This window comes from Pseudoalteromonas sp. R3 (genome assembly GCF_004014715.1).
Classification (GTDB): Bacteria; Pseudomonadota; Gammaproteobacteria; order Enterobacterales; family Alteromonadaceae; genus Pseudoalteromonas.
Genome location: NZ_CP034835.1, coordinates 950,483 through 975,754, shown reverse-complemented (window position 1 = coordinate 975,754; position 25,272 = coordinate 950,483). Strand labels below are relative to the sequence as shown.

The window sequence follows — 25,272 nt, the reverse complement described above, 5'->3', positions numbered from 1 at the left end:
AGGCTAGTTTGCTTTTTCTCCTAAGGGCAAACTGACCGTCACCTCAGTGCCTCTTTGCTCATCGGTGTTAAAATCTATCTGGCCCTGCTGCGCTTCGACGAGCAATTTGGCGGTGTAAGTACCCACACCTGCTCTGTCAGGCTTACCAAAAGTCACAAACTTATCGAAAAAACGCGTTCTGACACCGTCCGGCACCGGATCGGGATTTTGAATGATCACCGTCAGCTGTTGCTCCGCAGGCTGTGCACTGATGGTCACCAGGGGCTTGGTCTTAACCGCTTCCAGCGCATTGCTGATAAGATTATGGAATAAGGTGTAACACAAAGCCGGTTCACCAAAAAACAATAGATCTTTAGATACCACAGTGCGGAGCTGGATTTTTGAGGCTTCAACCAGCGGGGCTAAGTCTTCCAGTACTGCTTCTATGACTTTGTGCAAAGGGTGAGTGACCGGATTGAGGCGATACTCATTGGCTTCAATTTTTGCCAACGCTGACATGCTGTCCATAGCATGCTGAAGCCGTAAACAGCTATGCTGAATAAAGCTCAGGTAACGTCTGGCACGCTCCGGGTCTTTGATGTGCCTTGCCAACATCGCCGTTGAACTGCGAATATCCGATACCGGTTTGGCAAGATTAGTCTGCGTCAGGCTGTCAAACTCATCCCGCAATCTTGCATTATCCAGCATGGCGTCTATCTGTGCACGCATCAGACGATTCGATTCTATATTACGACAATGCGCTCGCACCCGGGATTTAACCACCGACGGGTTCGCAGGCTTGGTAATATAGTCGACCGCTCCCAGTTCAAGCCCCCGTACCACATGCTCCGTTTGCTCCAGCGCGGTTAAAAAAATCACCGTAATATGCTGGGTGTGAGGATCGTCTTTAAGACGACGGCAGACCTCCAGCCCATCCATACCCGGCATCATAATATCCAGTAAAACCAGGTCCGGTTGTGGCTCTGCTGCGCAGATCTGCAATGCCTTTGCGCCGCTCAACGCCGCTTTGACTTTGTATTCTTTACGCAGCACATCACCGATAATTTTAATATTGTCTGCCACATCATCGACCACCAGCACCTGAATGGGTTGCTCTACAACGGTTTCTTCTTCGCTCATTTCTCCATGGTAGGGCCTGACCGGTTTATTCAGAGCCCGACGCAATCGCTCCAACATGATTTTGCTGGAAAAGGGTTTGACCACATATTCAGACACGCCACATTTTATGGCCTGCAACACCTGAGATTGTTGAATGGAGGTAGCAGTCATGACAAAAGGAATCGCAGCAGTACGCGGGTTTTTTCTGACTTCTTTTAACAAGTCGATACCTGCCAACTTAGGCAACATCCAGTCGGCAATTATGAGGTGGATATCCTGATACTGCAGCTTATCAAGTGCATCGGCACCATTGGGGCTTTGCAATACATTGACCCGCCCAAGGCCAGTCACAATATTAGCCACCATAGAACGAATGGTTTCGTGCGCCTCAACAACCAGAATAGTCATAGTGGTTACTGCACTGCCATTATCCATTGTTCTCTCCTAAAGCTCATTGCCTCAGCATGAGGCTTGGCACAGTTAAGGTGTTGCAAGGTCAGAAAATTTATTTGCTATTATTGTGCACAGGTTTCTAATATCTGTCTAACATTTGTACAGCGATTCAATGGACCAGCCAGCAGGCCAAACACTATGCCCGTCACCTCTGTCTCAAGCACAACCCGACCAACGCGCTGGGGTTTAGCATTCACTGTTAGTTTAGCGGTGAAATGGATCTTATGTGCTTTATTCGCACAAAAAGTACTGGCTACCACCCTCAAGATTGAAAATATCGCCACCTATAACGGCTTGAACACGCCCCAGATCTACGCCGTGAGCAAAGATCAGCAAGGGTTTATGTGGTTTGGCAGCGCCGATGGCATTAAGCGCTACGATGGCTATCAGTTCAGTAACTTTAGACATGACCCAAACGACCCCAGCTCGCTGTCAGCCGACAGTGTCAGTGTGTTACTGTTTGATAGCCGTGGCCGTTTGTGGGCCGGTACCTGGGGCGGTGGCCTGAACCTGTTTTTAGGTGCACAGCAAGGGTTTCAGCATTTTCGCCATGACCCCAACAATCCACAGTCTCTGGGAGCAGACAAAGTACAAGCCCTGTTCGAAAGTGAGGATGGCAGTCTTTGGGTTGGCACCAATGGCGGTGGACTCAATCGTCTCAAATCAGATGGCAGCGGCTTCGAGCGTTTTGTCCACGACCCGGACAACCCAACGAGCCTGGGCAACGACCGAGTGTGGAGTATTACCGAAGCGCAGGATGGTGCTATCTGGTGTGCTACCTCAGACGGACTTTACCGACTTGACCGCCAAAGTGGCCAGTTCAGCGCATTTAAGGTTGCCCCGCAGTCGCTGGATCATCCGGAAGTCCGACAAGTCTCCGTTGCTGCCGATGGCCGACTCTGGGTAGCCACCCGCACCAGCTTTGGACGCTTTGACCCGGATGCTGAACGTTTTCATACCTATCAGCTCCATGATCACAGCCTGCCCAGTGTATCCAGCCTGTTACACCACCAGGGCGATATTCTGCTGTCGACCTTTGCCGGTATCTACCACTTTTCTCCATTGCAAGAGAAATTTATACCCACAGCACAGGACGGCAAACTGGCTTTACTGCAAAACCGCGATGTTCGCCAGGTATTAATTGATCAGACCGGGCTGATGTGGGCGGCTACGCGCTACTCAGGTGTTATTAAAGTATTCCCCCACCCGCCTGCTTTTAAAGCCTGGCATCACTTTTTGGCAGACCAACAGCTTTCTGGGCTATTTAATCAGGTACTGAGTATGGCAAAGGCCATTGAAGGCGGTGTATGGCTTGGTACCGGTCGTGGCTTAGTACATTTTGATGGTCACGGGCAATTTACCCCGTTCGCGTCACCCGAGGAGCTAACGGGCGACTATCGCCTCAGAGTACATCACCTCAACCGGGATACCGAAGGTCAGCTGTATGCAGGCACCAATTTTGGTCTGTTTAAAGTCGATGAGCTAGATCGTACTTTAACTCCCTTTATGCCAGCCGGAGTGCGAGAGGGCTCACCCGTCGATTATATCAACTTTGATGCTCAGGGGTGGGTGTGGCTGATCATAGCTGGTGAGCGCAGAGTCACACGCTGGCACCCACCAAGCGGCGAAGTACAATACTTCCTGCCCAATACGGATCCGACTTTTGTGCTGTTCGACAGTGACAGTCAAGTCTGGATAGGCAGCGATGGGGATGGCCTGTTTCGCCTGAGCCCGGACTTAACACAAATACAGCACTACCTGCCCGATAACACCCCCACCAGTCTGGATGGCCGCCATATCAATCAGGGTATTCAGAGCGGCCGTAACCTGTGGTTTGCCAGCAATAATGGAATAACTCGTTATACACTGGATGGTGGGCAGTTTAAGCGTTTTAGTAACACCACATCTCAAGCCAATTTTGCGGTGAAATCCATTGTCGCCGATGAACTGGGATTACTGTGGCTGGCAACCTCTGGCGGCGTCTTTCAGCTTGATCCACTCAGTGGGATCTTTCATCAGTTTACAACCCATGACGGACTGGGCAACAACCACTTTCTGGCGCGCTCGTTTGTCACCTATAATGAACAGATCCTGTTTGGTAGCATAGATGGTATCACTGGGTTTAACCCGCTCACGGTCTACGTCAATATTTCCCCGCCGCCACTGGTTTTTACCCATGCTGAGCGCGATGGGGAGCGAATTAACAAACTCGATAGCGGTATTGAGTTTACACATAGAGACAGAAACCTGACCGTCTACTTTGCCGCACTAGATTACCATGCCACAGAAGATAACCGCTATCGCTATAAGTTGCTGGGGCACGATGCACAGTGGAGCACAATCACAGATACACCCCGCGCCAGTTACCGCTCACTTGAGCCTGGCGAATATGTGCTGCAGGTTGTGGGGAGCAATAATCATGGTGTCTGGAATGATACGCCTATTGGCTTACCTATCATCTCTTTGCCTGCCTGGTATGAAACCCTGTGGTTTAAAGTGCTGCTGCCTGCTGTGCTCATCATCTCGATAGTGACCATAGTGCATATCAGGGAGCGCAGACTGCGCCTTGCCAGCCTAAAACTGGAACAGAAAGTCGCACAACGCACTCAGGATCTGGTGGTATTAGGCGAAGTGGGTAAAGAAGTGGCGGCAACCTACGACATGAAAGTCATTTGCGAAACCATTTATCAACACCTCAAGCAAACTCTGCCCTGTGAGTTTTGTGCGGTGGGCATTTATCATCGCGAGCAGCAGTACATAGATTACATCTACGCCGTACAAGATGACGAGCCGTTTGCAGCGTTGATCAGCAAACTGAGCACCAGCCGGGGCGCCGATGTGTACTGTGTCAAAGAGGCCACTCAGGTTTATGCTGCCAGCCCGCAAGACTGGCACAAACTGGCGTTAGATGCCGCTGACAATCTTCATGGCACTGCCACACAAACTGTATTTTGTGCTCCGCTGATAGTCGATGGCGAAGTGCTGGGCGTGTTTACCCTACAATTTAACCATCAGCACGCGCTCACCCGGGCACAGCGCGCGATATTACGTGTCGTTGCCAATCACCTCGCTGTGGCTCTGGCCAACTCCTTATCCTATGGCGAACTCAAAGAAGCTGAACAGCGGCTGGAGCTGGCAATGTCAGGTGCCAATGCCGGCACCTGGGAATGGGATATCAGTAGTGGACAACTGATCACTAACGATGTCTGGTCAGAAATGCTGGGCTACCAGTACGATGAGCTGGAGCAGCTGTACGGCCCTAGCATTGCACGCTGGCACCAGCTCATTCACCCGGACGACCTCAGTGCCACCGAAGACGCACTATTGGCCCATGCGCGTGGTGAAAGCGATACCTTTCGTCATGAAATGCGTATGAAATGTGCCGATGGCAGCTGGAAGTGGATCCTTAGTATTGGTCGCAGTGTGGTCGCCAAACATGGTCCCGGTGGCAAGGAAGTGTTTGGTATTAATATGGATATCAGCGACGCCAAAGCGCTGCAAGTGGCGCTGCAAAAAGCCAAGGATAAAGCGGAAAGCGCCACTCAGGCCAAGTCCGACTTTTTATCGAATATGTCCCATGAGATCCGTACTCCTATGAACGCCATCATAGGTATGAGCTATCTGGCCCTGCAAACCACTTTGGATCGTCAGCAACGTAATTATGTCGAGAAAATCAATCGCAGTGCCGAGTCGCTCCTTGGGATCATCAATGACATTCTCGATTTTTCTAAAATTGAAGCGGGACGGCTCGATATTGAAGCCATTGAGTTTGATCTGGAAGAAACCCTGACGCAAAGCATAGATCTGCTGGCTATCAAGGCCCGGGAAAAGGACATTGAGCTTTGTGTGATGCTGGATCCTGGGATCCCGGCACGTCTGGTAGGCGACCCGCTGCGGATCTCACAGATATTATTAAACTTAGGCAGTAATGCGATTAAGTTCACCGATAAGGGCGGTGATGTGATCATCGATGTGTCACCACAGGCAGGCGATAAAGATACCCTCACACTGGCATTTGCGGTTATAGACACCGGTATTGGCATGACCGATGAACAACAGCAGAAACTCTTTAAATCTTTTAGCCAGGCGGATACTTCAACGACACGTAAATACGGAGGAACAGGCCTGGGACTGGCGATTTGTAAAAAGCTGGTGGAGCTGATGGGCGGTCAGATCAGCTGCCAGAGTATTGCCGGTGAAGGCAGTACCTTTGCTTTTGATATTGTGGTGCGGCTATGTGATAACTGCGATACCCGTTTACCTGAGTTGTCCGTGCAACACGCGGTGATCCTCGATGATAATCAGTACGCTGCAAGCACACTAAAACGCTACCTGCATGTTTTTGGGATCAGCGCAGAGGCCATCAGCCGGGACACCTTAGACAATGAAGCGCCTGCTTTGACGCACGCGCAATTCATTCTGGCGGACAGTCGTAGCCTGGATATCTTACCCGACTCAGTGCGCGCAAAACTCCCCGTCATACTGCTGAATCACGGTGGAGAAATGGCACAAAGCGAGGTCAGCTATACCTTGTCAAAGCCGGTTTTCCCCAAGCCACTTGCCGCCTGCCTGCTTAGCCTGTTTGGCGATCCTAGTACCTGCGAGCAACACGATACGAGTGCCGACGAACACCCCAACGCTGTCGCGGGCGCACACCTACTGTTGGTTGAAGATAACGACCTTAATCAGGAGCTGGCCATTGCCTTATTAGAAAAAAATGGCATTGAGGTTGATGTAGCTGAGCACGGCCAACAGGCACTGGAGATGCTGCACCAGCGTGACTACGATGGTGTGCTCATGGACTGCCAGATGCCAGTGATGGACGGCTACAGTGCAACTGAAGCTATCCGCCAGCAACCCGGATGGCAGGACCTGCCGGTCATAGCCATGACCGCCAGTGTGATGCTGGATAATCGCCAAAAGGCGCTGGAATGTGGCATGAACGACATCATTGAAAAACCCCTGAACCCACGCAAAATGTTTGCCACCCTAACCCGCTGGATAACCCCGACTCGACCTGCGGATATACCAGCCACCAGCGAACAGACATTGCCAGCATCCACGGATGCATCGAAGGACTTAGCTGCGATAGCCGGGCTGGATACCCAGACGGGACTCGCCATCAGCGAAGGCGACTCAGCCCTGTACAAAAAGCTGCTGGGACGATTTTGTGATAAACAGGCGCAATTTGAACAAGCCTTTGTCGAAGCCCAGTCACACACGGACACAGATCCACAGGGCCCGATGCGGTGCGCCCATACACTCAAAGGCAGCGCTGGTAATATCGGGGCTGTTCAGGTGGCACAGCTGGCCGCTGAGTTAGAAACCGCCTGTGCCAACAATGCACCGATACAAGCCATAATGGATGAGCTACTCCCCTGCCTGACTGCACTGATTGATGCAATGACGCTGGCACTGGGTAAGTCGCAGGACATAGACCCTCCCAGCGAGGCAGGTCATTCAGAAAACGCACATCAGCACATTGATATAACGGCTTTACTGGCTGAACTCAAAGCACTGATCAGTGATTCGGATATGGATGCCAGCGACCGGGCTGATACATTACTGGAGGCGCTAAGCGGCACACCCCAGCAGCCCCTCGCTGAGCAACTCTTTAACCAGATTGAGGATTTTGATTTTGATGGCGCAGAAGAAACTTTGACTGCACTTGAGCAACAGCTGGCATCCTCACTGGACGTCTGAGCCGCTGACGTCCGTTACTTGTACTAAGGTCAGGTTTTCACTTTCCTCAGGTGGTTCAAAATACTGGCTAACCTGATAAAACACCGCTTCGGTATCAAAGTGGGCTCGCACCGGCTGTTCAACCCGGCGCTTGGCCAGCTGGGCGAGACATTGCTCATCACTGACATCCAGATAGTAAAGTTGATGTTTGGCCTGTACCGCTTCGCTCAGCTCAACAAACCAGGTGCGTTGCCGTCGGGTGTTAGCCGGAAAATCCATCACCACATTCAGCCCCAGCTGCAACAGGCTTTGCACATGCGCTTTAATAAAAGGTTTGATTAGCCGGGACTTATCGATGTAATCATCGAAGGTTTGAATTTGGCCCGGGTAATGCGCCGCCAGCCAGTCATCCTCCGACAACACCACCGCCTGATGCTCCTGAGCCAGCTGACGCGACAAGGTGGATTTGCCAGCCCCCATCTTGCCGCATAAATAATAGAGTGTGCCGTGTTGTGCCACTGTGCCGTCCTTGTGTAATGTCATCGAAAGGTCAGTTTTAACATATTACACACCTGGGTCAACTACTGTGGAAGTGAACCACAACACATCCACTCTACCTACAGACGCTGATAAACCCGACCTGCCCACTCCAGGCTGACAGGCTTCCCTTCTTCATTCAGTATAAATTCGACAGGCTGAGGCTGAGCAAACGGCACATCATAGAGTGCAAACCGAGCTTGAGTAGCCGGTTTGAGCATAAAATGATAGTCAAAACTCTGTCCGCTCAGATGGTCACCCTTTACTGTCAAAGTCAGATCGAGGTAAGCATTGTCACCGCGATAGTGTCCGGCATAGTTTGCTAGCTCTTTTTTTGAAGGCGTATAACGCCACTGCTGCCAGTGTTCAGCTTGCTCGGCATCATTCAGGCGTTGTTGACGTCGATTAAGCAGTTTGGCGACTTTGTCCTGATAAGTGCTCAGATTTTCCCGCTCAGCGGTTTTATATTCAGGTGCATCCAGCAAATACAACAAATACTGCTTAATCGTCTGAATGGTATAACGGCCCGTCATATTGTCTGAGTTCGAAAAAGTCGCCAGTCCTATTTTTAGCTCTGGCACAATGGCCATCAAAGAACGTGAGCCGGTATAGCCACCACCATGGATCAGCACAGAGTAACCTTTAAAGGTGCAGATATTCCATCCAAGTGAATAACCATGACAGGGGATCCGGTAAACATTGCGCGCTTGCGGGTCAAGCGCTACCGCCTGCTGATGTGACAGTGCCAGATCCGCGGCAGAAATATTGCCCTTACCCGCGGACAAATTCAGTTGCAACCAATGTGCTATGTCTGAGGTAGAGGTGACTATACCACCTGCAGAGTGCATCATTGCATCGGTTTTTGGCGGAACCGCTTTCCACCCCGCTTCACTTCCCTGCCAGATATGGTTCCAGGCAACCTCGTTAGCCGCAAAGTCTGATGTACGCGCTGAACTGTGCGGCATGTTAAATGGCTTAAACAGTACCTTTGCAAGCCAGTCCTGCCAGCTGCGACCAGTTACCTGTTGTAAGATTGCCCCGTAAATATTATACCCAAGGTTGTCATACTCGAATCCTTCATCGCGTTTTTTACCATACCGCTTGATAAGCCATGGATAGTCATCGACCGCCACTTCCGTCATATAGGCCTCCATTTCAGTTACAAAATCCGCACTGACAGGTACCTGGTGAGAGAGCAAATCAATTAAACGCCACTGTTTGGCATCAACTCCTTCGGGAAAACTGCTGGCAGGCCAAAACTGACTAAGAGGTGCGTACAGATCAAGCACCTTTTGATGATGCAGGTGAGCGGCAACCAGCCCCATATAGGCTTTTGTCTGAGAAGCAATGTAAAGCGGTGTCTGTGGCGTGACAGGCAAATTGGTACCAGCCCTGCGCTTCCCCCATACTTTATTGAGCAACACCTTATCCTGATTAACCACCACCATACCAAATCCTGGGCCAAGCTCCGGTGTACGCTCGATATAATCGGCAATATAATCTGCAGCCTGTTGCGGTGTGGCTGCCAATGCAGAGAGGGGATTCAGCGTCAGTGCACAAGCTAAAGTGAGTAGTGCGTGTAATTTCATAATGATTTCCGGATGGTTATTATTTTGTGCATATCCTAGCTTGCTGATTTAGCACTGTATTGAACAGATTTAACCTGTTTTGCTATGAAACAACTTTTGAAGTTTCCCGGGTGACAGACCTAACCTGCTCGTCATAGCTCTGCTCATATGACTCTGATCGGAAAAACCGGCATGAAATGCGCTATCACTCAAGGGCAGGCCTTGAGTCATCGAGCGCAGTGCTTTACTCAACTGCAGCTGTTGTTGATATGCACTGGCAGAAATATGAAAGTATTGTTTAAATGCACGGGAAAAATACACCGGATGGATCCCTTGCTGTGTTGCCAATTCGCTAAGTGACACTGGCTGTTCGGCCTCTTCCAGCAACTTTTTAGCTCGCACCAGCCAGTCGGGTCGCTGCCGCTCTCTGACGGTATGTTGAGGGATACCACATTCACTCAGTGTGTCCCAGAACAGGTCATGCAACGTATCTAACTGACCATGATACAACGCCTGTAAATAAGATGCCTGCCCTGTCCGGGGGCCTGCAGTCAGCCGAGACTGCCACTGATATCGAGGTGAAGTTAATTTATCAAACCGGGTAAGCAGCTCAGGTGACAAGGAAAACGAGAAGATCAGCGTACCCTGAGCACCGTATTGATCGCTGTGCAAAATATGCTGCGGCTTAAAACATAATCCCGGCGTTGCTATATCGAAAGCCGACTGCTCAGTTTGCTCACGCAAGCCGCCACTGAGCAGCACGGATAACTGTGCATGATCATGTCGATGTGCAGGCATCATGCTGCCTGGCGCATAATAGCTCAGCGTTGCCTTTAGCTGAGGAGACACAGTGTGCTGCAGTAGTCTTGTCATCAGTTACTCCTTTGCTGCTGATTTTATTTAAATAACAGCAAAGTGCAAAAACAAGAGCGTAAGAAAATATTGCGGGAAATAAAACAAGTAAAATGAAGGCGGCAACCCTGCAAGGGCACCGCCTAAATAGGGCTTAGCTGTAGAGGTTTTGCGGCACTTTCAGTACCTGAATGTGCACGGTTACTTCTTCGCGGTCGTGATAAAGATGTTTGGCCTGTAGCTCATAGCCTACGCCGTACTTTTTCAGCTCGTCGTGGATCAGCGTTAAACACTCATAAACCGTATCAAAGCGCTTTTTCATGGGCAGTTTGAGATTGAAGATCAGCTCGCGGACAAAACCGTTCACTATCCAGTCGACCATCAATTCGCTGACGCGGGTTGGTTTTTCGACCATATCACACACCAGCCAGTCAATGTTGCGCTTTTCGGGGCGGTATTTAAAGCCATCTTCACGGAAGTGTTTCACCTGCCCGGTTTCCATTAAATCGTCGTTCATCGGGCCATTGTCGATTGCCGCTACAAACAACCCACGGCGTACCAGCTGATAGGTCCAGCCACCCGGACAGGCACCCAGATCCACGCCGCGCATGCCAGAGCGAACCCGCTCAGGCTCGTTCTCTTTACCAACAAAGACATTGAAAGCTTCATCCAGCTTAAGCGTTGAGCGGCTCGGTGCATCGGCTGGCATCTTCAGCCTGGGGATCCCCATAAAGAACGGCGAGTTGTTATTGCTGAATGAGTAACCGACATAGGCGGTGTCGTTTGCCAGAAACAGCACATGCAGCACTGGCTTATGGGCTTTGTGGTCGCGGGTCAGCTTATTTTGCTTTTCAAGCGCTTTGGCAAGTGGCGTCGAAAATTTCTTACAGAACTTCGACAGCTCTTTGCCTTCATTGGTATCCGGGTTTCTACCCGCAGATCGCCACACAAAGGGAAATCACCAACCACCTGTTTGATCTCAGATACGCGGTCTTCAACGGGCATTTTGCTTAACAGCACACCCACAAACCACTGGCGGGCAAACACCAGGCTGGAAAAATCAACCTGCTTGAGTAGCTGCTCACTCTGAGCCGGGTCAAAGCACTCAAAGGTCACATAGCCCGTATTGGGCTTAGCTTTTACGTAACCGGCGACATGATGTAACGCGGCGTGATGCGTAATTTCAGCCGCCGCATCGCTTTCGAAGCCGCTTCGGCAATAAATAACCACACTAGACATAGTGATAAAAAGTCTCTAATCAATTAAAAGGGCTGGCGGGCAACCTGAAACAGCAGCCAGGCCCAGCCAAGAATAAAACACAGTCCGCCCAGTGGCGTAATTGGTCCCAACCACTTAGCACCGGTCAGCGCCAGCAAATACAGGCTGCCACTGAACAGGACAATCCCGGTCGCAAATAAATAGCCCGAGAGCTGAACTTTCACGCCCCATTTCAGGAGCAAGGCCACGGCCAGCAAGGCCAGACCGTGGGTCATCTGATATTCAGCGCCGGTTTTAAATATGCCAATGGCATAGTCGCTCAAACGGCTTTTCAGGCCATGAGCGGCAAAGGCCCCCAGCATGACCGACAGCATACAAAATGCCCCGCCCAGCAGTAAGAATAGCTTAGCCATTGAGTATCTCCGCAATTTTAGCAGCAATGGCCTCAGCGGCCAGCTGGCGGTTTTGCGCTTCTGTCAGGCCGCTGGCTTTGCGCGGCTTCAATGAATGGTCGCCATCTTTAAGCCATACCAGCTCTGGCCAGCTCTGCTCTTCAGCTTGTGCAGCTAAAGCCGTGACCTCGGCTTGATTACCAAACGTATCACGCTCTCCTTGCAGCACCACAAACGGGCAAGGGATATCGGCAAAGTGCTCGGTACGCAGTTTCTCGGGCTTGCCCGGTGGGTGGAACGGATAACCCAGCGCAAACACGCCCTGTACCTGAATATCATCTTCACAGACCAGCATAGATGCCATCCGCCCGCCCATAGACTTACCACCGATAAACACAGGTAAGCCGTCGAGCTGCGCGCTCAGCACATCGCGATAATGGGCCAGCAATTTAGGTGCTCGCTCCGGCGGGCGACGTTTATCCAGCGCCTTTGCCATCTGCATATAGCCAAAATCAAACAACCCGACGGTGACTCCTAAAGCACTCAGGCGGTTTGCCATGTCCTGCATAAAGTCGCTGTCACGGCCCGCTCCTGCGCCATGGGCCAGGATCAGCTGCGCCTGAGGTGCGTCAGCCTGATGCCACTCGATATCAATCTTTACATCGCTCTGCGTCATTGTTGTTCCTGCTCTACCATTTCCAGCATCCAGTTTTTGAAGGACACTATTTTACCTAATTCAGCCTGAGATTCACGACACACCAGATAGTAAGCATTTTTACTTTCCAGGTGGTGGCTAAATGGAATGATCAAACGGCCGGCATCCAGGTCGGGTTTGGCCAACACGCTATTGCCCAGCGCGATCCCCTGGCCATGCACCGCTGCCTGAGTCACCATAGACGAGTGACTGAAAATTGGTCCGGTGTTAGCCGGCACATTGCGCACCCCGGCGGTTTTCAGCCAGGCTTTCCAGGCGCGTCGGGTGGTATCGTGAAGCAGAGTGTGATTCGCGAGGTCGCTGGGCTGATCCAGCGGCTTAGGGCCATTGAGCAGCAAAGGGCTACACATGGGCACCAGGTATTCGGTGTGCAGCTTATGGGTTTGCACGCCGCTCCAGTTGCCCCGGCCATAATAAATGGCCACGTCCACGTCATCGGTTAATGAGTTTTCATCCAGATCCTGTGCTTTTATTCGCACATCAATGTCCGGATGTAGTTCATTAAACAGGCTGAGCCTGGGCACCAGCCACTGAATCGCAAAACTGGGCGTCAGACTCACTGTAAGAGATCCTTTTGCACCCCGTGCCAACAGTTTTTCTGTGGCATCGATCAACTGAGAAAACAGCTCTTTGATATCCAGGAAATAGCCCTGCCCTTCTTCGGTCAACAGCAGAGACCTGTTTTTACGTAAGAAAAGTTTAACCCCGAGGTGCTCTTCCAGAATCTTGATCTGGTGGCTGATGGCTGCCTGGGTCACAAACAGTTCTTCGGCAGCTTTGGTAAAACTCAGGTGCCGGGCTGCGGCCTCAAAAGCTTTCAGTGCGTTTAATGGAGGTAATCGTCGTGACATGGCGGGAATTCCAAACCAGGCTTATAAAAATGGCGGAGTATCCTCCGCCAACAAGTCTATGCTTAGAGATCAGCAGCGCTGGTATCCAGCGGAGCAAAACTCTTTACCAGATCGTCCACGGCTTTCATCTGCTGCAAATACCCTTCCAGCTTCGCCAGCGGCAGTGCACACGGACCATCACATTTGGCTTCGTTTGGATTGGGGTGTGCTTCAATAAATAAGCCTGCCAGACCCAACGCCATACCGCTGCGTGCCAGCTCAGCCGCCTGTGCACGACGACCATCGGCCGAATCACTGCGACCGCCCGGGCGCTGCAGAGCGTGTGTGGCATCGAAGATCACCGGCGCCATATGCTTCATGTCATCCATGCCCAGCATATCGACTACCAGGTTGTTATAACCAAAGCTGGTGCCGCGTTCACACAAGATCACTTGTTCGTTGCCCGCCTCGCTCATCTTTTTGATGATGTGACGCATCTCATGCGGCGCCAAGAACTGAGGTTTTTTTACATTGATGACATTGCCGGTCTTAGCCATAGCCACAACCAAATCAGTTTGACGCGCCAAAAAGGCTGGCAACTGGATCACATCAACCACTTCGGCAACCGGTGCCGCCTGATGAGGCTCATGAACGTCAGTGATCAGCGGCACGTTAAAGGTATTTTTGATTTCTTCAAAGATTTTAAGCCCCTCTTCCATACCCGGACCGCGGTATGAGTTGATAGAAGAGCGGTTGGCTTTATCGAACGATGCCTTAAACACATAGGGGATGCCCAGTTTGCTGGTCACTTCAACATAGTGCTCGGCAATGCGCATTGCCAGGTCACGTGATTCAAGCACATTCATGCCACCAAACAGCACGAAAGGTTTGTCGTTTGCAACCTCGATGTCTGCTACTTTGATAATCTGTGTATTCATTGTCTTTCCTAAAAATAGTCGCTAACTGGCGGCACTAACTGCCAATTACACGTAAAATTTGTCCGCACAACCAGGCTGCGTAGGTGCCCAACGCATAGCCCAATACGGCTAACAGCACACCTACAGGTGCCAGCGCCGGGTGGAATGCCGACGCAACCACAGGCGCTGATGCCGCACCACCTATGTTGGCTTTACTGCCAACCGCCACGTAAAACACCGGCGCTTTAATGAGTTTAGCCACCAAAAATAATAACCCCACATGCACCGCCATCCAGATCAGGCCAATTACCACGTATTTAGGGCTTCAACAATTTTGGTGATGTCCATGTGCAAGCCTATGGTTGCTACCAGGATATATAAGAAACTACTGCCCACTTTGGAGGCGCCCACAGCCTCAAAGTTGCGCGCTTTTGTAAATGACAGAGCGAGGCCAATGGTGGTGACCAGAACGATGATCCAAAACAGTTTAGAATGCAGGGAAAACTTCTTCAGCTCTGGGAAATTACTGGCGAAGTAAGGCACCAGCAAATCGGCGGCGAAATGCGCCAACCCGGTTGCGCCAAAAGCAAAGGCGACCAGTAGCATTAAGTCTTTTAATTCAGGCCGTCTTGCATGCTCCGCTTCAAAGGCCTGCACTTTGTCAATCAGGCGCTCAATCGAGGCCGTATCTGCGCCGGTTCGCGCATCAATGTCTTTATGCCTGGCGGCCAAAAATAGCAAACCAGCCATCCACAAGTTGGCGACCACTATGTCGACTGTGACCATAATGGTAAAGATCTCTCCGCCGGCACCATAGATTTCTTTCATCGCCACCATATTGGCACCGCCGCCAATCCAGCTACCGGCCAGTGCAGCCATACCGCGCCATACCGCTTCAGGCCCGGCGACACCGAGTAGTTCAGGCATAAAAGTGGCCGTGATCAGTAGCGCTATCGGCCCGCCAAGCACCACGCCGACCGTACCAGTCAGAAACATAATGATGGCGCGTTTACCCAGCCCCATGATGGACTTAAGATCGATGCTCAACGTCAGCAACACCAGACAAGCTGGCAATAAAAAGTACTTAGCAACCGTATAAACATCGTTACCGCTGCCATCGACAATCCCAAAGGTGTTTAGCAAAGATGGCAGGAAATAGCACATCAACAGGGCGGGCACATAGCGATAAAACTTGGCCCAGAATCCCGTTTTCAGATTAGAGGTATAAAACACAAACCCCAGGATAATTGCTAACAGGCCAAGCACAACGGCATTATTGGTAATGAGTACACTACTCTCTTGCATAGGATCTCTCTGTTTCCTTGATTATACAAAAACCGCTCAGGAAGTTAGCACCGATGACAGGCATAACTCCCTCCTGTGCAGTGCGCACTGACCTCACCTAATGGAGGATATTATTATGGTCGGCCAGCTCAGCGATTTGATTTTGAATGAGTTCAATGGTTGGGTCGTCTGGGCATTCATCAACAAAAAATTGCAGATCATCTTTTGCCATTTTTGGACAATTGAGTTGATTAAGCAGATAGCCCCTATCACGACGCTCATAAGGGTCATCACCCAGTAATTCCATCAACATCTCGACACAGCTCAGTGCATGACCAAATTTCTCAGCTGCAATAAACGACCATTTTTGCTGAGCAAGATAAAGCTTGAAGGCTTCCTCTCCAAACACCAGCTCCAGAGGCTCCTGCTCTTTGTCATCACCATTTTCAGGGATCACATACCAGGCTTGGTGGCCTGAGCTGGGGTCTATTATATAGCCTTCTTCGTCGCTCAGAGCAATGTGTACCTGCACATCGCCCTGATTAATCGCCAGGCTTGCTGTAAGGTTAGCTCGCTCCAGCAAATGTACCAGAATAAGCGCCAACGCCATGCTGGTGCCACTGTGCATCTTTAAAGCGTAACAAACATTGTTTAGTAAATGTTCTGGCACTTTTTGGTCCGTGCCACTAAATAACCATTGGGTATAAAACGTATCGAGCAGCGCATCCACGCACGTGTGTTTGTCGGCATTTTTATGGCAAATGTCGTCAACGGCCTGCTCAAGCTCTGCCAGTAAACATAGCGTGTGGGAGGTATCGGCCTGAGCATCCCAGTGTGGCTCAGCCCAGATACAACGTAACAAGGCCGGGGTAGAGAAATGCTCCGAACTTGCGTCGTGTTCATCGAACCAGATATCAGTCATAAATAACGAACTGTTTTCTACTGTCTAAAATTATAATGGGCTAGTGTAACATTTTTCATCACATTCCCAAGGGGATTTTTATTTTGAGGAAAATAGACAGAGCTTTGGGCGGGTGGCCGGACAGCGGGCTGCCCGGCGCAAATATTACAATATGAGCGCGTTTTTAGCGCTGGCAAGGTAGCCAACGGCCAGCAGGGTCAGAGTCGCAAGTACCAGAGCTCCTACTTGCTTTGCTTTTGTTGTTGACTTTGCAACCACAAAGCCCAACACAATATACGCAATCACCAAAACGATTTTTTCCATCAACCAGGGTTGCTGCGCAGGGTTCAGACTGGCCATCACAGCCAGTGAAACAGCGCTGATCAACAGTAAAGTATCGACACTATGACTGGCGATAAACACCCCTTTATTGGCAGCCAGCTTGCCACTGGCCAAACGCGAAACGGCGCGGGTATAAAACAAAATAATACTTAAAACTGCAAACATCACATGCGTGTGTTTAAGTGCCATGTAGTCCAAAATTGCCCCTTATTTAAATCAGCTATAAAATCAATCTTCTAACCGAGCCAGGATCTGTTCCAGCTCGTCAATTACAGTATTGAACACATCAACCAGCTTAGGGTCAAAGTGCTTACCCTTTTGACTGTTTATTTCGGCCACCACTTCGTCCAGGCTGTACGCCGGGCGATAGCAACGCTCGTGACGCATGGAGTCGTAGACATCTGCAATCGCCGCAATACGTCCGAAGATATGGATCTCTTCACCTTTTTTACCACTCGGATATCCGCTACCGTCCCACCGTTCATGGTGATCGCGAGCGATCATAGCGCCGGCATTAACTATCTCACGGCGTGAGTCGCGCAGAATCTGGTAACCCTTTTGAGTATGAGACTTCATTACATCCCATTCTTCGGGCTCCAACTTATGTGGCTTGTTCAAAATCGCGTCGGGAATGCCTACATTACCAACGTCGTGTAAGGGTGAGGCAAGACGTACCAGCTCGGCTTCGCGATAGCTGAGACCGTAGTGCTTGGCCAGCACATAACAGATGTTTGCAACGCGCTTAACATGATTGCCCGATTCCGTAGAGCGCTGCTCAAGCGCTTCGCTTAATCGATATACCAACTCCTGCTGAGTGTCTTCTATCTCTGCCTGAAGCTGAACATTTTCATAGGCCAGTTGTACGTTTTGCGAGAATATTTTGATCAAGTGCTTTTGCGTGTCGGTCAAAAATTCAGGGATACCTGAGACAAACAGCATAGACGCATGGTTATATTCACTCGAACAATACGCAAACAGATAATTGTCCTTATAAACTATGCCACGGTCTTGCAATGCCTGACGACAGGCATCCATTTGTTCTGGGTCCAGCACGTCTTCAATCGGCTTACCTTCACTTCTGGCAAACTCGCCACGACCTGTAAACACCACCAGTTTGTCACTGCTATTGGAGGGGTCATTGCTGGCAACCAAAGACGTTGCATAAATGGCTTCATCAACAGTCCCTAACAAAGAAGTCAGCTGCTGGATCACCCCTTCGATAAACTGGTCGATGGAATGCGAAGCAAAAATATTTCGTGATGCAGTGATGATTTTTTCCAGCCCCTGACGAGACTGATCAATAGACAGAATGTCACGGTAGGAACGCAAGCTCGACATCACTACAGTAAACAGCTTTTGTGCCGTCAACTCAGTTTTGGATTTATAGTCATTAATATCGTAATTGACGATGACCTGACGCTCCGGGGCCTGACCTGGCTGTCCGGTACGCAATATAATGCGAATGTTGTTATTTTTAGCCGTCTCGCGAATATATTGCGCAACTCTCAACCCTGCGTCATCCGTTTCCATCACAACATCAAGTAGCACAATCGCTGCATCAGGGTGGTCCATAACCACCTTTTTTGCTTCCTCGCCAGAATAGGCACTGAGAAATTCAAGGCGCTTTTTCTGAAACTCAAAGTCACTTAGCGCGAGTTTGGTTACCGCATGCACCTCGGGTTCATCATCAACAATGATCACCTTCCAGGTGCCACTTTTTTCCTGTACTTCTACTTCACCCGGATCGTCTGAAAACAAAAAATCATCCATTGGAGAGTCCTTAACACTCTTTTGTACTCGTATCTCGCCAGTATTGCGCGTGCTGACGGACATGAAACCGGTTGAGGATAACCGGCTTGTTGCTCGCTTATACGGCATCGCTACTTTTATTGTAGCTTTGCTCAAGAAATAACGATTATTGCGGCTTTTGCGCCATCGTTACCCTATCACAGCCTGCCATATCTTTTATTGTAAGTATATTGCGATAGTTCATTTGTGCAAAAATCTGCTGAACACCAGCAGCTTGTTGATAGCCATGCTCAAACATCAGATACCCATCAGACGTAAGATGCGCCTGCGCTTGCTCAATAATATGACGAATATCGGCATAACCTTGATCCGGTGCCACCAAAGCGGATAAAGGCTCAAAACGCACATCCCCTGACTCAGGTGTTTATCTGTTTCACAAATATAAGGCGGGTTGCTAACAATCAGATCAAAACACTGATCTGTCAACGCTGAAAACCAGTCACTCTGGCGGATTTGCACATGCTCAAAACCCAGACGCTGGCGGTTTTTCTCTGCCAGCGCCACAGCATCGCTTGAGAAGTCAACACCGATTAGTTGCCAACCAGGTTGCTCCGATGCCAACGCCAGCACAATGGCGCCCGTCCCGGTGCCCAGATCAAGTACTCTGGCCTGTGTCGGCAAAGCCAATGCCAGCGCCTGTTCAACCAGGGTTTCGGTGTCCGGGCGTGGGATCAGAGTACTGTTATTGACGTATAAAGGCAGGCTCCAGAACTCCCGCTCTCCCGTTAGATGAGCGACCGGCTCTCCGGCTTCTCGACGCGCGATCAGGGTTGCAAAACGCTGCTGTTGATCGGCGTTTAATTCTGCTTCGGGCCAGGCAAATAAATAACTACGGTTTTTTTGAAGGATATGCAAAAGCAGCACTTCGGCATCGAGTTTCGCCGACTCTGAGCTGCTCTGAAGTTGCCCGCTCGCCCAGGCAATCGCCTGAGCAAGGGTTAAATGTTGCGTCATTAATCGTCGCCCATGGCAGCTAACAGATCAGCCTGATACTCCAACACTAACGGGTCGATAACAGCGCCCAGATCACCTGCTACAACTTCATTCAGACGATAAAGCGTGAGGTTAATACGGTGATCCGTAATACGACCCTGCGGATAGTTGTAAGTCCGTATCCGCTCAGAGCGGTCACCGCTACCGACCAGGTTACGACGCTCACTTGCCTCGGCAGCCTGACGTTTTTCGTCTTCCGCCTGCTGCAGGCGCGCACCCAATACTGACAAAGCCTTAGCACGGTTTTTATGCTGTGAACGTTCATCCTGACATTCAACCACAACGCCGGTTGGAATATGGGTAATACGGATAGCAGAGTCAGTTTTGTTAACGTGCTGACCACCGGCGCCCGAGGCACGGAAGGTGTCGACTTTCAGATCTGCTGGGTTAATTTCAATGGCTTCCGCTTCCGGGATCTCCGCCATCACAGCCACTGTACACGCTGAAGTATGGACACGGCCCTGAGACTCAGTCTCTGGTACACGTTGTACACGGTGTGCGCCTGACTCAAACTTCAGCTTACCATATACACCATCGCCTTTGATGTTAGCAATGATCTCTTTGTAACCACCATGTTCGCCTTCATTGGCACTAACAACCTCAACCTGCCACTTCTGAGTTTCGGCATAGCGGCTGTACATACGGAACAAGTCACCTGCAAAGATAGCCGCTTCGTCACCACCCGTACCGGCACGGACTTCCAAAAATACGTTGTTGTCGTCTTTAGGATCTTTTGGCAGCATCAGGATCTGGAGCTGCTCTTCCAGTTCTGAAATTTGTTCTTTTGCTTCTTTATATTCTTCCTGAGCCATTTCACGCATATCCGGATCAGAATCCTTCAGCATTTCTTCGGCTGCTGCTACGTTTTCCTGCGCCTGCTGATAAGCAGTAAACGCCTTCACCACATCCTCAAGCTCTGAGTACTCTTTTGACAATGCGCGAAAACGGTTCTGATCGCCAATGACTTCCGGATCCCCCAGCATGGCTTCCACTTCTTCGTGGCGCTCTACCAAAGTTTCCAATTTACGATAAACGGACTCTTTCATTTAACTCTTATTCCTGCTCAATACCTAATGCTTGTTTTAATACTGCAATACGCTCAACGTCGCCCTCTTTAGCTGCCGACTGAATCGCTCGGGTCGGTGCGTGAGTAAGTCGATTAGTGAGTTTATTTGCCAGTTCTAACAAGACCTTTTCTGAATTCTTACCCGATTGTAGCTGATTTAACGCCTTTTCCACGAGCTCTAATTTAATCGTCTGGGCAGATTCTCGATATTCCCGGATCACATCCACCGATGTCAGTGAACGCTGCCACTGTGCAAACTCATGGGTTTTGTCATCAATGATGTGCTGTGCTTCACGTGCTGCTTGTTCGCGCGAAGCCATGTTTTCATTCACGATTGCCTGCAGGTCGTCTACCGTATAAAGGTAGGCAGCGTCTAAGTCATTTACCTGGCTTTCGATATCGCGTGGCACAGCAATATCGACAAACAGCATCGGCTTATGTTTGCGTTTTTTAAGAGCCTGCTCAACGACCCCTTTACCTATGATTGGCAAGGTACTGGCTGTTGAACTAATCACGATATCCGCCTGGTGTAATTGCTCTGGTAACTGAGCTAAAGAAATGACATGCGCGTTAATTTCATCCGCCAGAGATTGAGCCCGCTCAATGGTGCGGTTGGCAACGGTAATTGCTTTGGGGTTGTGTTGCGACAGGTGTTTGGCAACCAGCTCAATGGTTTCACCGGCACCAATCAGTAATACGTTGGTTTTTTCCAGCTGCCCATAAATATGCTTGGCCAGGTTTACCGCTGCATAGGCCACAGAGACGGCGCTTGCACCAATTTCAGTCTCGGTACGCACTTGCTTAGCCACAGAAAACGTTTTCTGAAACAAGCGCTCAAACACCGGTTGAATGCCGTTATGCGCTTTCGCACTGTTATACGCTTGCTTAATCTGACCCAGTATCTGAGGTTCACCCAACACCAAAGAATCTAAACCACAGGCCACTCGCATCAGGTGATTGACGGCATCCTGATTGTGGTGCACATAGACGTTTTCGGCCAGCTCTTGCTCTTCTATCTGGTGAAAATCCGCCAGCCAGCCCAGAAGCGCTTGGGAATTCGAGTCGCCAAGGCTACAATAGATTTCGGTCCGATTGCAGGTAGAAACAATCACAGACTCATTAAACTGCGGCAACTGTGATAGTTGCTGTAGCGCATCCGATAGCTGTTGCGGAGAAAAGGCGACTTTTTCCCTCAATTCGACGGACGCGGTTTTGTGATTGATCCCAAGTGCGATGATGGTCATAACTGCCAGTGTTGCTCAAGCCCTGCTTTAAAGCCGCTAATTTTACCAAAAATCAATCGAATATGGAAAGTAAGGAACTTAGTTTGAAACAGTTTCATTTGATTTTGCTCATGTTTTTATTGTTTCTGGGCGGGTGTGCACAGCGAATTACCGCGCCTGACGAGCATTTACAGCAGAATCGTCCCGAAAGTTATAACAATTGGCGAGCAACCGGTAAGCTGGCCTTTATCTCTCCCGAGGAGCGCCAGTCTGCAAACTTTAATTGGCAATACCGGGCACAAAAACAAACCCTGACGTTGAATACCTTTATTGGTACTCAGGTATTAAAATTAGAAGAGTTTGACCAGCACAGTGAGCTGACGCTCGAAGATAACACTTACACCAGTGCAGACAGCAGCGATTTAGTGTACCGTCTGAGCGGCTGGCAACTCCCTGTGTCACAAGCCCCGCAATGGTTAACGGGTAACATAGACGCCCCTGGCAATCAGTATAATGATAAACAACAATTAACTCAGGCCACCTGGCAAGACGAACAAGGTCTGCGCTGGCAGGTTGCTTACCAAACCTATCAACGCGTTAACGGACTGACACTGCCAACCCGGCTAACGCTGACGCACAAAGACATCACCATTAAGATCCGTATCAGCAACTGGCATTTTGAGACCTTATGAAGACACTGACATTAACGGCCCCGGCCAAACTGAACCTGTTTTTGCACATCAATGGACGTCGTGCTGATGGCTACCATGAACTCGAAACCCTGTTTACTATGCTGGAATACGGCGATGAGCTGACTTTTTCGCTTATCGAGCAAGATGTGCTGGAGATCGAGGGCGATGTCGCCGGCATTCCGTTGCAAGACAATTTGATTTACCGTGCTGCAGAAGCGCTCCGGCCCTATAAACAATCACCACTTGGTGTCCATGTTCAGCTAGTTAAAAAGCTTCCTATGGGTGGCGGCGTAGGGGGTGGCTCATCCGATGCTGCAACCACGTTGCTTGCATTAAACACATTATGGCAATGTGAATTGTCAATCGACCAGCTTGCGGATATCGGATTATCTCTCGGTGCGGATGTGCCTGTCTTTGTACGCGGAAAAACGTCGTTGGCGCAAGGGGTTGGGGAGGAGCTGAGCCCCTATACTCTGGCAACAAAACACTATCTGGTGGTCTTTCCCAATGTCCATGTTGGCACTGTTGAAGTGTTCACACACCCAGAGCTGCCGCGAAATACCCCGAAATTATCTGAGGGCTGGACCATCGAGCAGACACACAACGACTGTCAGGCATTAGTCAAAAAGCTCTACCCCGAGGTTGAAAAAACCCTGAGCTGGTTGCTAAAATATGCGCCGTCCAGAATGACGGGAACCGGAGGATGCTGCTTTGCAGAATTTGATTCAGCACAGGCGGCACAGCGTGTACTCGAACAACTCCCGTCTCACTGGACAGGCTTTGTTACACAAAGCGCAAGCGAGTCAATTGCCCACCGGCAACTGGCTGCATGGCGTGAAGATGAAGTAAAATAGTTTAAGTTAGCCTGTTTTGACACTGTCACAGACGCCGTCATTGCAAAATATATATTACAGTGCCTGAGGAACCCTACCGTGCCCGACATGAAGCTCTTCGCTGGTAACGCAACACCTGAGCTAGCTCAAAAAGTTGCAAAACGTTTGTTTATCGAATTAGGTGATGCCGTTGTAGGCCGTTTTAGCGACGGCGAGATCAGCGTTCAAATCAATGAAAATGTTCGTGGTTCCGATGTATTCATCGTCCAATCCACTTGTGCACCAACCAATGACAACCTGATGGAACTCATTGTGATGGTGGATGCTTTACGTCGTGCTTCTGCAGGTCGTATTACCGCCGTTATTCCATACTTCGGCTATGCCCGTCAGGATCGTCGTGTACGTTCTGCGCGTGTGCCAATCACTGCAAAAGTTGTTGCGGACTTCTTATCAAGCGTTGGTGTTGACCGCGTTCTGACCGTAGACCTGCACGCTGAGCAGATCCAGGGCTTCTTCGATGTACCTGTAGACAATGTGTTTGGTAGCCCGGTGCTGCTTGAAGACATGAAAGAGCGCGACTTTGACGATGTTGTGGTCGTGTCGCCAGATATTGGGGGTGTAGTACGTGCACGTGCAATCGCCAAACTCCTAGATGACAAAGACCTGGCTATCATCGACAAACGTCGCCCACAGGCTAACGTTTCTCAGGTCATGCACATCATTGGTGATGTGGAAGGCCGCGACTGTATCATCGTCGACGATATGATTGATACAGGTGGTACGCTGTGTAAAGCCGCTGCTGCACTGAAAGAGCACGGTGCTAAGCGCGTGTTTGCTTATGCTACGCACCCGGTTCTGTCTGGCAATGCCGCAGAGAACCTGCGCAATTCAGTGATTGACGAAGTGATTGTCACTGACTCAATTACGCTGTCGGACGAGCTGAAGTCTGTTGATAAGATCAAAGTACTGACGCTGGCTGATATGCTGGCTGAAACCATCCGCCGCATCAGCAACGAAGAGTCTATCTCTGCGATGTTTGAACACTAATCCGTGTTCACTGGCAAAGAAAAAGCACCTTAGGGTGCTTTTTTTATATCCAAAGGTTTGCAAGGCTGCTGGTTAGTGGTATATTAGCGCGCCTTTTTACTGGGCTTGCTTTGGATACAACCACGGCGAGTGCAGTGATTTACCGAAGTGCTTGGTCGCGAGCCCTTCGAAGTATTAACTAAAATAATTGGAGACACTCATGTCACAATACGTATTAAACGCTGAAGTACGCGAAACTCTGGGTACTGGTGCGAGCCGCCGCCTACGTCGCGCTGATAAAGTTCCTGCTATCCTTTACGGTGCAGGCAAAGACGCTGTTTCGCTTACTTTGGACCACAACAAAGTTATCCAGATGCAAGAAGACGAAGGTTTCTACACGCACATCCTGACTCTGAACATCGGTGGTGAGTCTGTTGAAGCTATCCTGAAAGACATCCAACGTCACCCGTACAAGCCTAAGGTAACTCACCTTGACTTCCAACGCGTTGACGCTTCTCAAAAGCTTCACACTAAAGTGCCTGTACACTTCATCAACGAAGAAGCAGCAACTAAAGGCGGCAACACTATTGCTCACCACGTAACTGAAATCGAAATCACGTGTCTGCCAGCTCAGCTTCCTGAGTTCGTAGAAGTTGACGTAGCAGCTATCGAAGTTGGCGCAACGGTACACCTTTCAGACATCACTCTTCCAGCTGGTGTAGTTTCTGTTGAGCTAGCTAAAGGTGCAGACCACGACCAAGCGGTTGTAACTGTAAACGCACCTAAAGGCGGCGCTACTGAAGAAACAGCTGAAGAAGCTGCTGAATAATTTTTAAGGTGT

Annotated in this window: 18 protein-coding genes and 3 pseudogenes; 5 read left to right on the top strand and 16 right to left on the bottom strand. The window is 50.1% G+C overall.

Annotation, left to right across the window (positions count from 1 at the left end; genetic code table 11):
- Positions 1-3: 3 nt before the first annotated feature.
- Positions 4-1,533 carry a response regulator gene (locus tag ELR70_RS09225; protein WP_054017240.1) on the bottom strand — a complete coding sequence of 510 codons (1,530 nt, stop codon included), beginning with the start codon at positions 1,531-1,533 and terminating at the stop codon, positions 4-6.
- A gap of 156 nt (positions 1,534-1,689) precedes the next feature.
- Here ELR70_RS09225 and ELR70_RS09220 point away from each other — a divergent pair, with 156 nt between their 5' ends.
- Positions 1,690-7,254 (top strand): response regulator, encoded by a 5,565-nt coding sequence (locus ELR70_RS09220; RefSeq protein ID WP_054017241.1) that lies wholly within the window; start codon positions 1,690-1,692, stop codon positions 7,252-7,254.
- Here ELR70_RS09220 and ELR70_RS09215 read toward each other — a convergent pair.
- The 15 genes and pseudogenes from ELR70_RS09215 to hemA form a co-directional block, all read right to left on the bottom strand.
- Entirely contained in the window at positions 7,240-7,776 is a 537-nt protein-coding gene (locus tag ELR70_RS09215; RefSeq protein ID WP_200908227.1) for an ATP-binding protein, read from the bottom strand. The genes ELR70_RS09220 and ELR70_RS09215 overlap by 15 nt on opposite strands.
- Positions 7,777-7,850: 74 nt before the next feature.
- The gene (locus ELR70_RS09210; RefSeq protein WP_054017242.1) at positions 7,851-9,359 is read right to left on the bottom strand and encodes a serine hydrolase; all 1,509 of its coding nucleotides are present in this window, start codon (positions 9,357-9,359) and stop codon (positions 7,851-7,853) included.
- 69 nt (positions 9,360-9,428) lie between these two features.
- Entirely contained in the window at positions 9,429-10,211 is a 783-nt protein-coding gene (locus ELR70_RS09205) for an AraC family transcriptional regulator (RefSeq protein ID WP_054017243.1), read from the bottom strand.
- A gap of 133 nt (positions 10,212-10,344) precedes the next feature.
- Positions 10,345-11,429: pseudogene (gene rlmM, locus ELR70_RS09200) on the bottom strand (23S rRNA (cytidine(2498)-2'-O)-methyltransferase RlmM).
- 23 nt (positions 11,430-11,452) lie between these two features.
- A complete protein-coding gene (locus ELR70_RS09195; protein ID WP_054017245.1) occupies positions 11,453-11,821 on the bottom strand; it encodes a DUF423 domain-containing protein in 369 nt (122 codons plus the stop codon).
- On the bottom strand, positions 11,814-12,476 hold the full coding sequence (locus ELR70_RS09190) for an alpha/beta family hydrolase (protein ID WP_054017246.1): 663 nt from the start codon (positions 12,474-12,476) through the stop codon (positions 11,814-11,816). The genes ELR70_RS09195 and ELR70_RS09190 overlap by 8 nt, the downstream gene beginning before the upstream one ends.
- Positions 12,473-13,366, bottom strand: a complete 894-nt coding sequence (locus ELR70_RS09185) for a transcriptional regulator GcvA (protein WP_054017247.1) — start codon at positions 13,364-13,366, stop codon at positions 12,473-12,475. Before ELR70_RS09185 ends, ELR70_RS09190 begins: the two co-directional genes overlap by 4 nt.
- Positions 13,367-13,428: 62 nt before the next feature.
- Positions 13,429-14,283 carry a 3-deoxy-8-phosphooctulonate synthase gene (gene kdsA, locus ELR70_RS09180; RefSeq protein ID WP_054017248.1) on the bottom strand — a complete coding sequence of 285 codons (855 nt, stop codon included), beginning with the start codon at positions 14,281-14,283 and terminating at the stop codon, positions 13,429-13,431.
- Between the two features lie 34 nt (positions 14,284-14,317).
- Positions 14,318-15,567, bottom strand: a pseudogene (locus tag ELR70_RS09175) (DUF819 family protein).
- 97 nt (positions 15,568-15,664) lie between these two features.
- Complete coding sequence (locus tag ELR70_RS09170) at positions 15,665-16,468, bottom strand: tetratricopeptide repeat protein (protein WP_054017250.1); 804 nt, start codon at positions 16,466-16,468, stop codon at positions 15,665-15,667.
- Between the two features lie 144 nt (positions 16,469-16,612).
- Positions 16,613-16,987, bottom strand: a complete 375-nt coding sequence (locus ELR70_RS09165) for a SirB2 family protein (RefSeq protein WP_054017251.1) — start codon at positions 16,985-16,987, stop codon at positions 16,613-16,615.
- A 30-nt stretch (positions 16,988-17,017) separates the two neighbouring features.
- Positions 17,018-18,559 (bottom strand): DUF3369 domain-containing protein, encoded by a 1,542-nt coding sequence (locus ELR70_RS09160; protein WP_054017252.1) that lies wholly within the window; start codon positions 18,557-18,559, stop codon positions 17,018-17,020.
- Between the two features lie 145 nt (positions 18,560-18,704).
- A pseudogene (gene prmC, locus ELR70_RS09155) lies at positions 18,705-19,552 on the bottom strand (peptide chain release factor N(5)-glutamine methyltransferase).
- On the bottom strand, positions 19,552-20,637 hold the full coding sequence (prfA, locus tag ELR70_RS09150) for a peptide chain release factor 1 (protein WP_054017254.1): 1,086 nt from the start codon (positions 20,635-20,637) through the stop codon (positions 19,552-19,554). Before prfA ends, prmC begins: the two are co-directional and overlap by 1 nt.
- Positions 20,638-20,644: 7 nt before the next feature.
- Positions 20,645-21,901 carry a glutamyl-tRNA reductase gene (gene hemA / locus ELR70_RS09145; RefSeq protein ID WP_054017255.1) on the bottom strand — a complete coding sequence of 419 codons (1,257 nt, stop codon included), beginning with the start codon at positions 21,899-21,901 and terminating at the stop codon, positions 20,645-20,647.
- Positions 21,902-21,984: 83 nt separating this feature from the next.
- Here hemA and lolB point away from each other — a divergent pair, with 83 nt between their 5' ends.
- The 4 genes from lolB to ELR70_RS09125 all read left to right on the top strand — a co-directional run bounded on the left by lolB (position 21,985) and on the right by ELR70_RS09125 (position 25,260).
- Positions 21,985-22,572, top strand: coding sequence for a lipoprotein insertase outer membrane protein LolB (gene lolB / locus ELR70_RS09140; protein WP_082353338.1), 588 nt, complete (start codon positions 21,985-21,987; stop codon positions 22,570-22,572).
- On the top strand, positions 22,569-23,426 hold the full coding sequence (ispE, locus tag ELR70_RS09135) for a 4-(cytidine 5'-diphospho)-2-C-methyl-D-erythritol kinase (protein WP_054017257.1): 858 nt from the start codon (positions 22,569-22,571) through the stop codon (positions 23,424-23,426). The genes lolB and ispE overlap by 4 nt, the downstream gene beginning before the upstream one ends.
- 78 nt (positions 23,427-23,504) lie before the next feature.
- A complete protein-coding gene (locus ELR70_RS09130; protein ID WP_010386544.1) occupies positions 23,505-24,452 on the top strand; it encodes a ribose-phosphate pyrophosphokinase in 948 nt (315 codons plus the stop codon).
- A gap of 199 nt (positions 24,453-24,651) precedes the next feature.
- Positions 24,652-25,260, top strand: a complete 609-nt coding sequence (locus tag ELR70_RS09125; protein ID WP_054017258.1) for a 50S ribosomal protein L25/general stress protein Ctc — start codon at positions 24,652-24,654, stop codon at positions 25,258-25,260.
- The last annotated feature ends 12 nt before the right edge of the window (positions 25,261-25,272 follow it).

Bases quoted from the DNA above. Each gene is read 5' to 3' on its own strand.
- ELR70_RS09225 (WP_054017240.1), bottom strand. From the start codon at position 1,533: ATGGATAATGGCAGTGCAGTAACCACTATGACTATTCTGGTTGTTGAG.
- ELR70_RS09220 (WP_054017241.1), top strand. From the start codon at position 1,690: ATGCCCGTCACCTCTGTCTCAAGCACAACCCGACCAACGCGCTGGGGT.
- ELR70_RS09215 (WP_200908227.1), bottom strand. From the start codon at position 7,776: ATGACATTACACAAGGACGGCACAGTGGCACAACACGGCACACTCTAT.
- ELR70_RS09210 (WP_054017242.1), bottom strand. From the start codon at position 9,359: ATGAAATTACACGCACTACTCACTTTAGCTTGTGCACTGACGCTGAAT.
- ELR70_RS09205 (WP_054017243.1), bottom strand. From the start codon at position 10,211: ATGACAAGACTACTGCAGCACACTGTGTCTCCTCAGCTAAAGGCAACG.
- ELR70_RS09195 (WP_054017245.1), bottom strand. From the start codon at position 11,821: ATGGCTAAGCTATTCTTACTGCTGGGCGGGGCATTTTGTATGCTGTCG.
- ELR70_RS09190 (WP_054017246.1), bottom strand. From the start codon at position 12,476: ATGACGCAGAGCGATGTAAAGATTGATATCGAGTGGCATCAGGCTGAC.
- ELR70_RS09185 (WP_054017247.1), bottom strand. From the start codon at position 13,366: ATGTCACGACGATTACCTCCATTAAACGCACTGAAAGCTTTTGAGGCC.
- kdsA (WP_054017248.1), bottom strand. From the start codon at position 14,283: ATGAATACACAGATTATCAAAGTAGCAGACATCGAGGTTGCAAACGAC.
- ELR70_RS09170 (WP_054017250.1), bottom strand. From the start codon at position 16,468: ATGACTGATATCTGGTTCGATGAACACGACGCAAGTTCGGAGCATTTC.
- ELR70_RS09160 (WP_054017252.1), bottom strand. From the start codon at position 18,559: ATGGATGATTTTTTGTTTTCAGACGATCCGGGTGAAGTAGAAGTACAG.
- prfA (WP_054017254.1), bottom strand. From the start codon at position 20,637: ATGAAAGAGTCCGTTTATCGTAAATTGGAAACTTTGGTAGAGCGCCAC.
- hemA (WP_054017255.1), bottom strand. From the start codon at position 21,901: ATGACCATCATCGCACTTGGGATCAATCACAAAACCGCGTCCGTCGAA.
- ispE (WP_054017257.1), top strand. From the start codon at position 22,569: ATGAAGACACTGACATTAACGGCCCCGGCCAAACTGAACCTGTTTTTG.
- ELR70_RS09125 (WP_054017258.1), top strand. From the start codon at position 24,652: ATGTCACAATACGTATTAAACGCTGAAGTACGCGAAACTCTGGGTACT.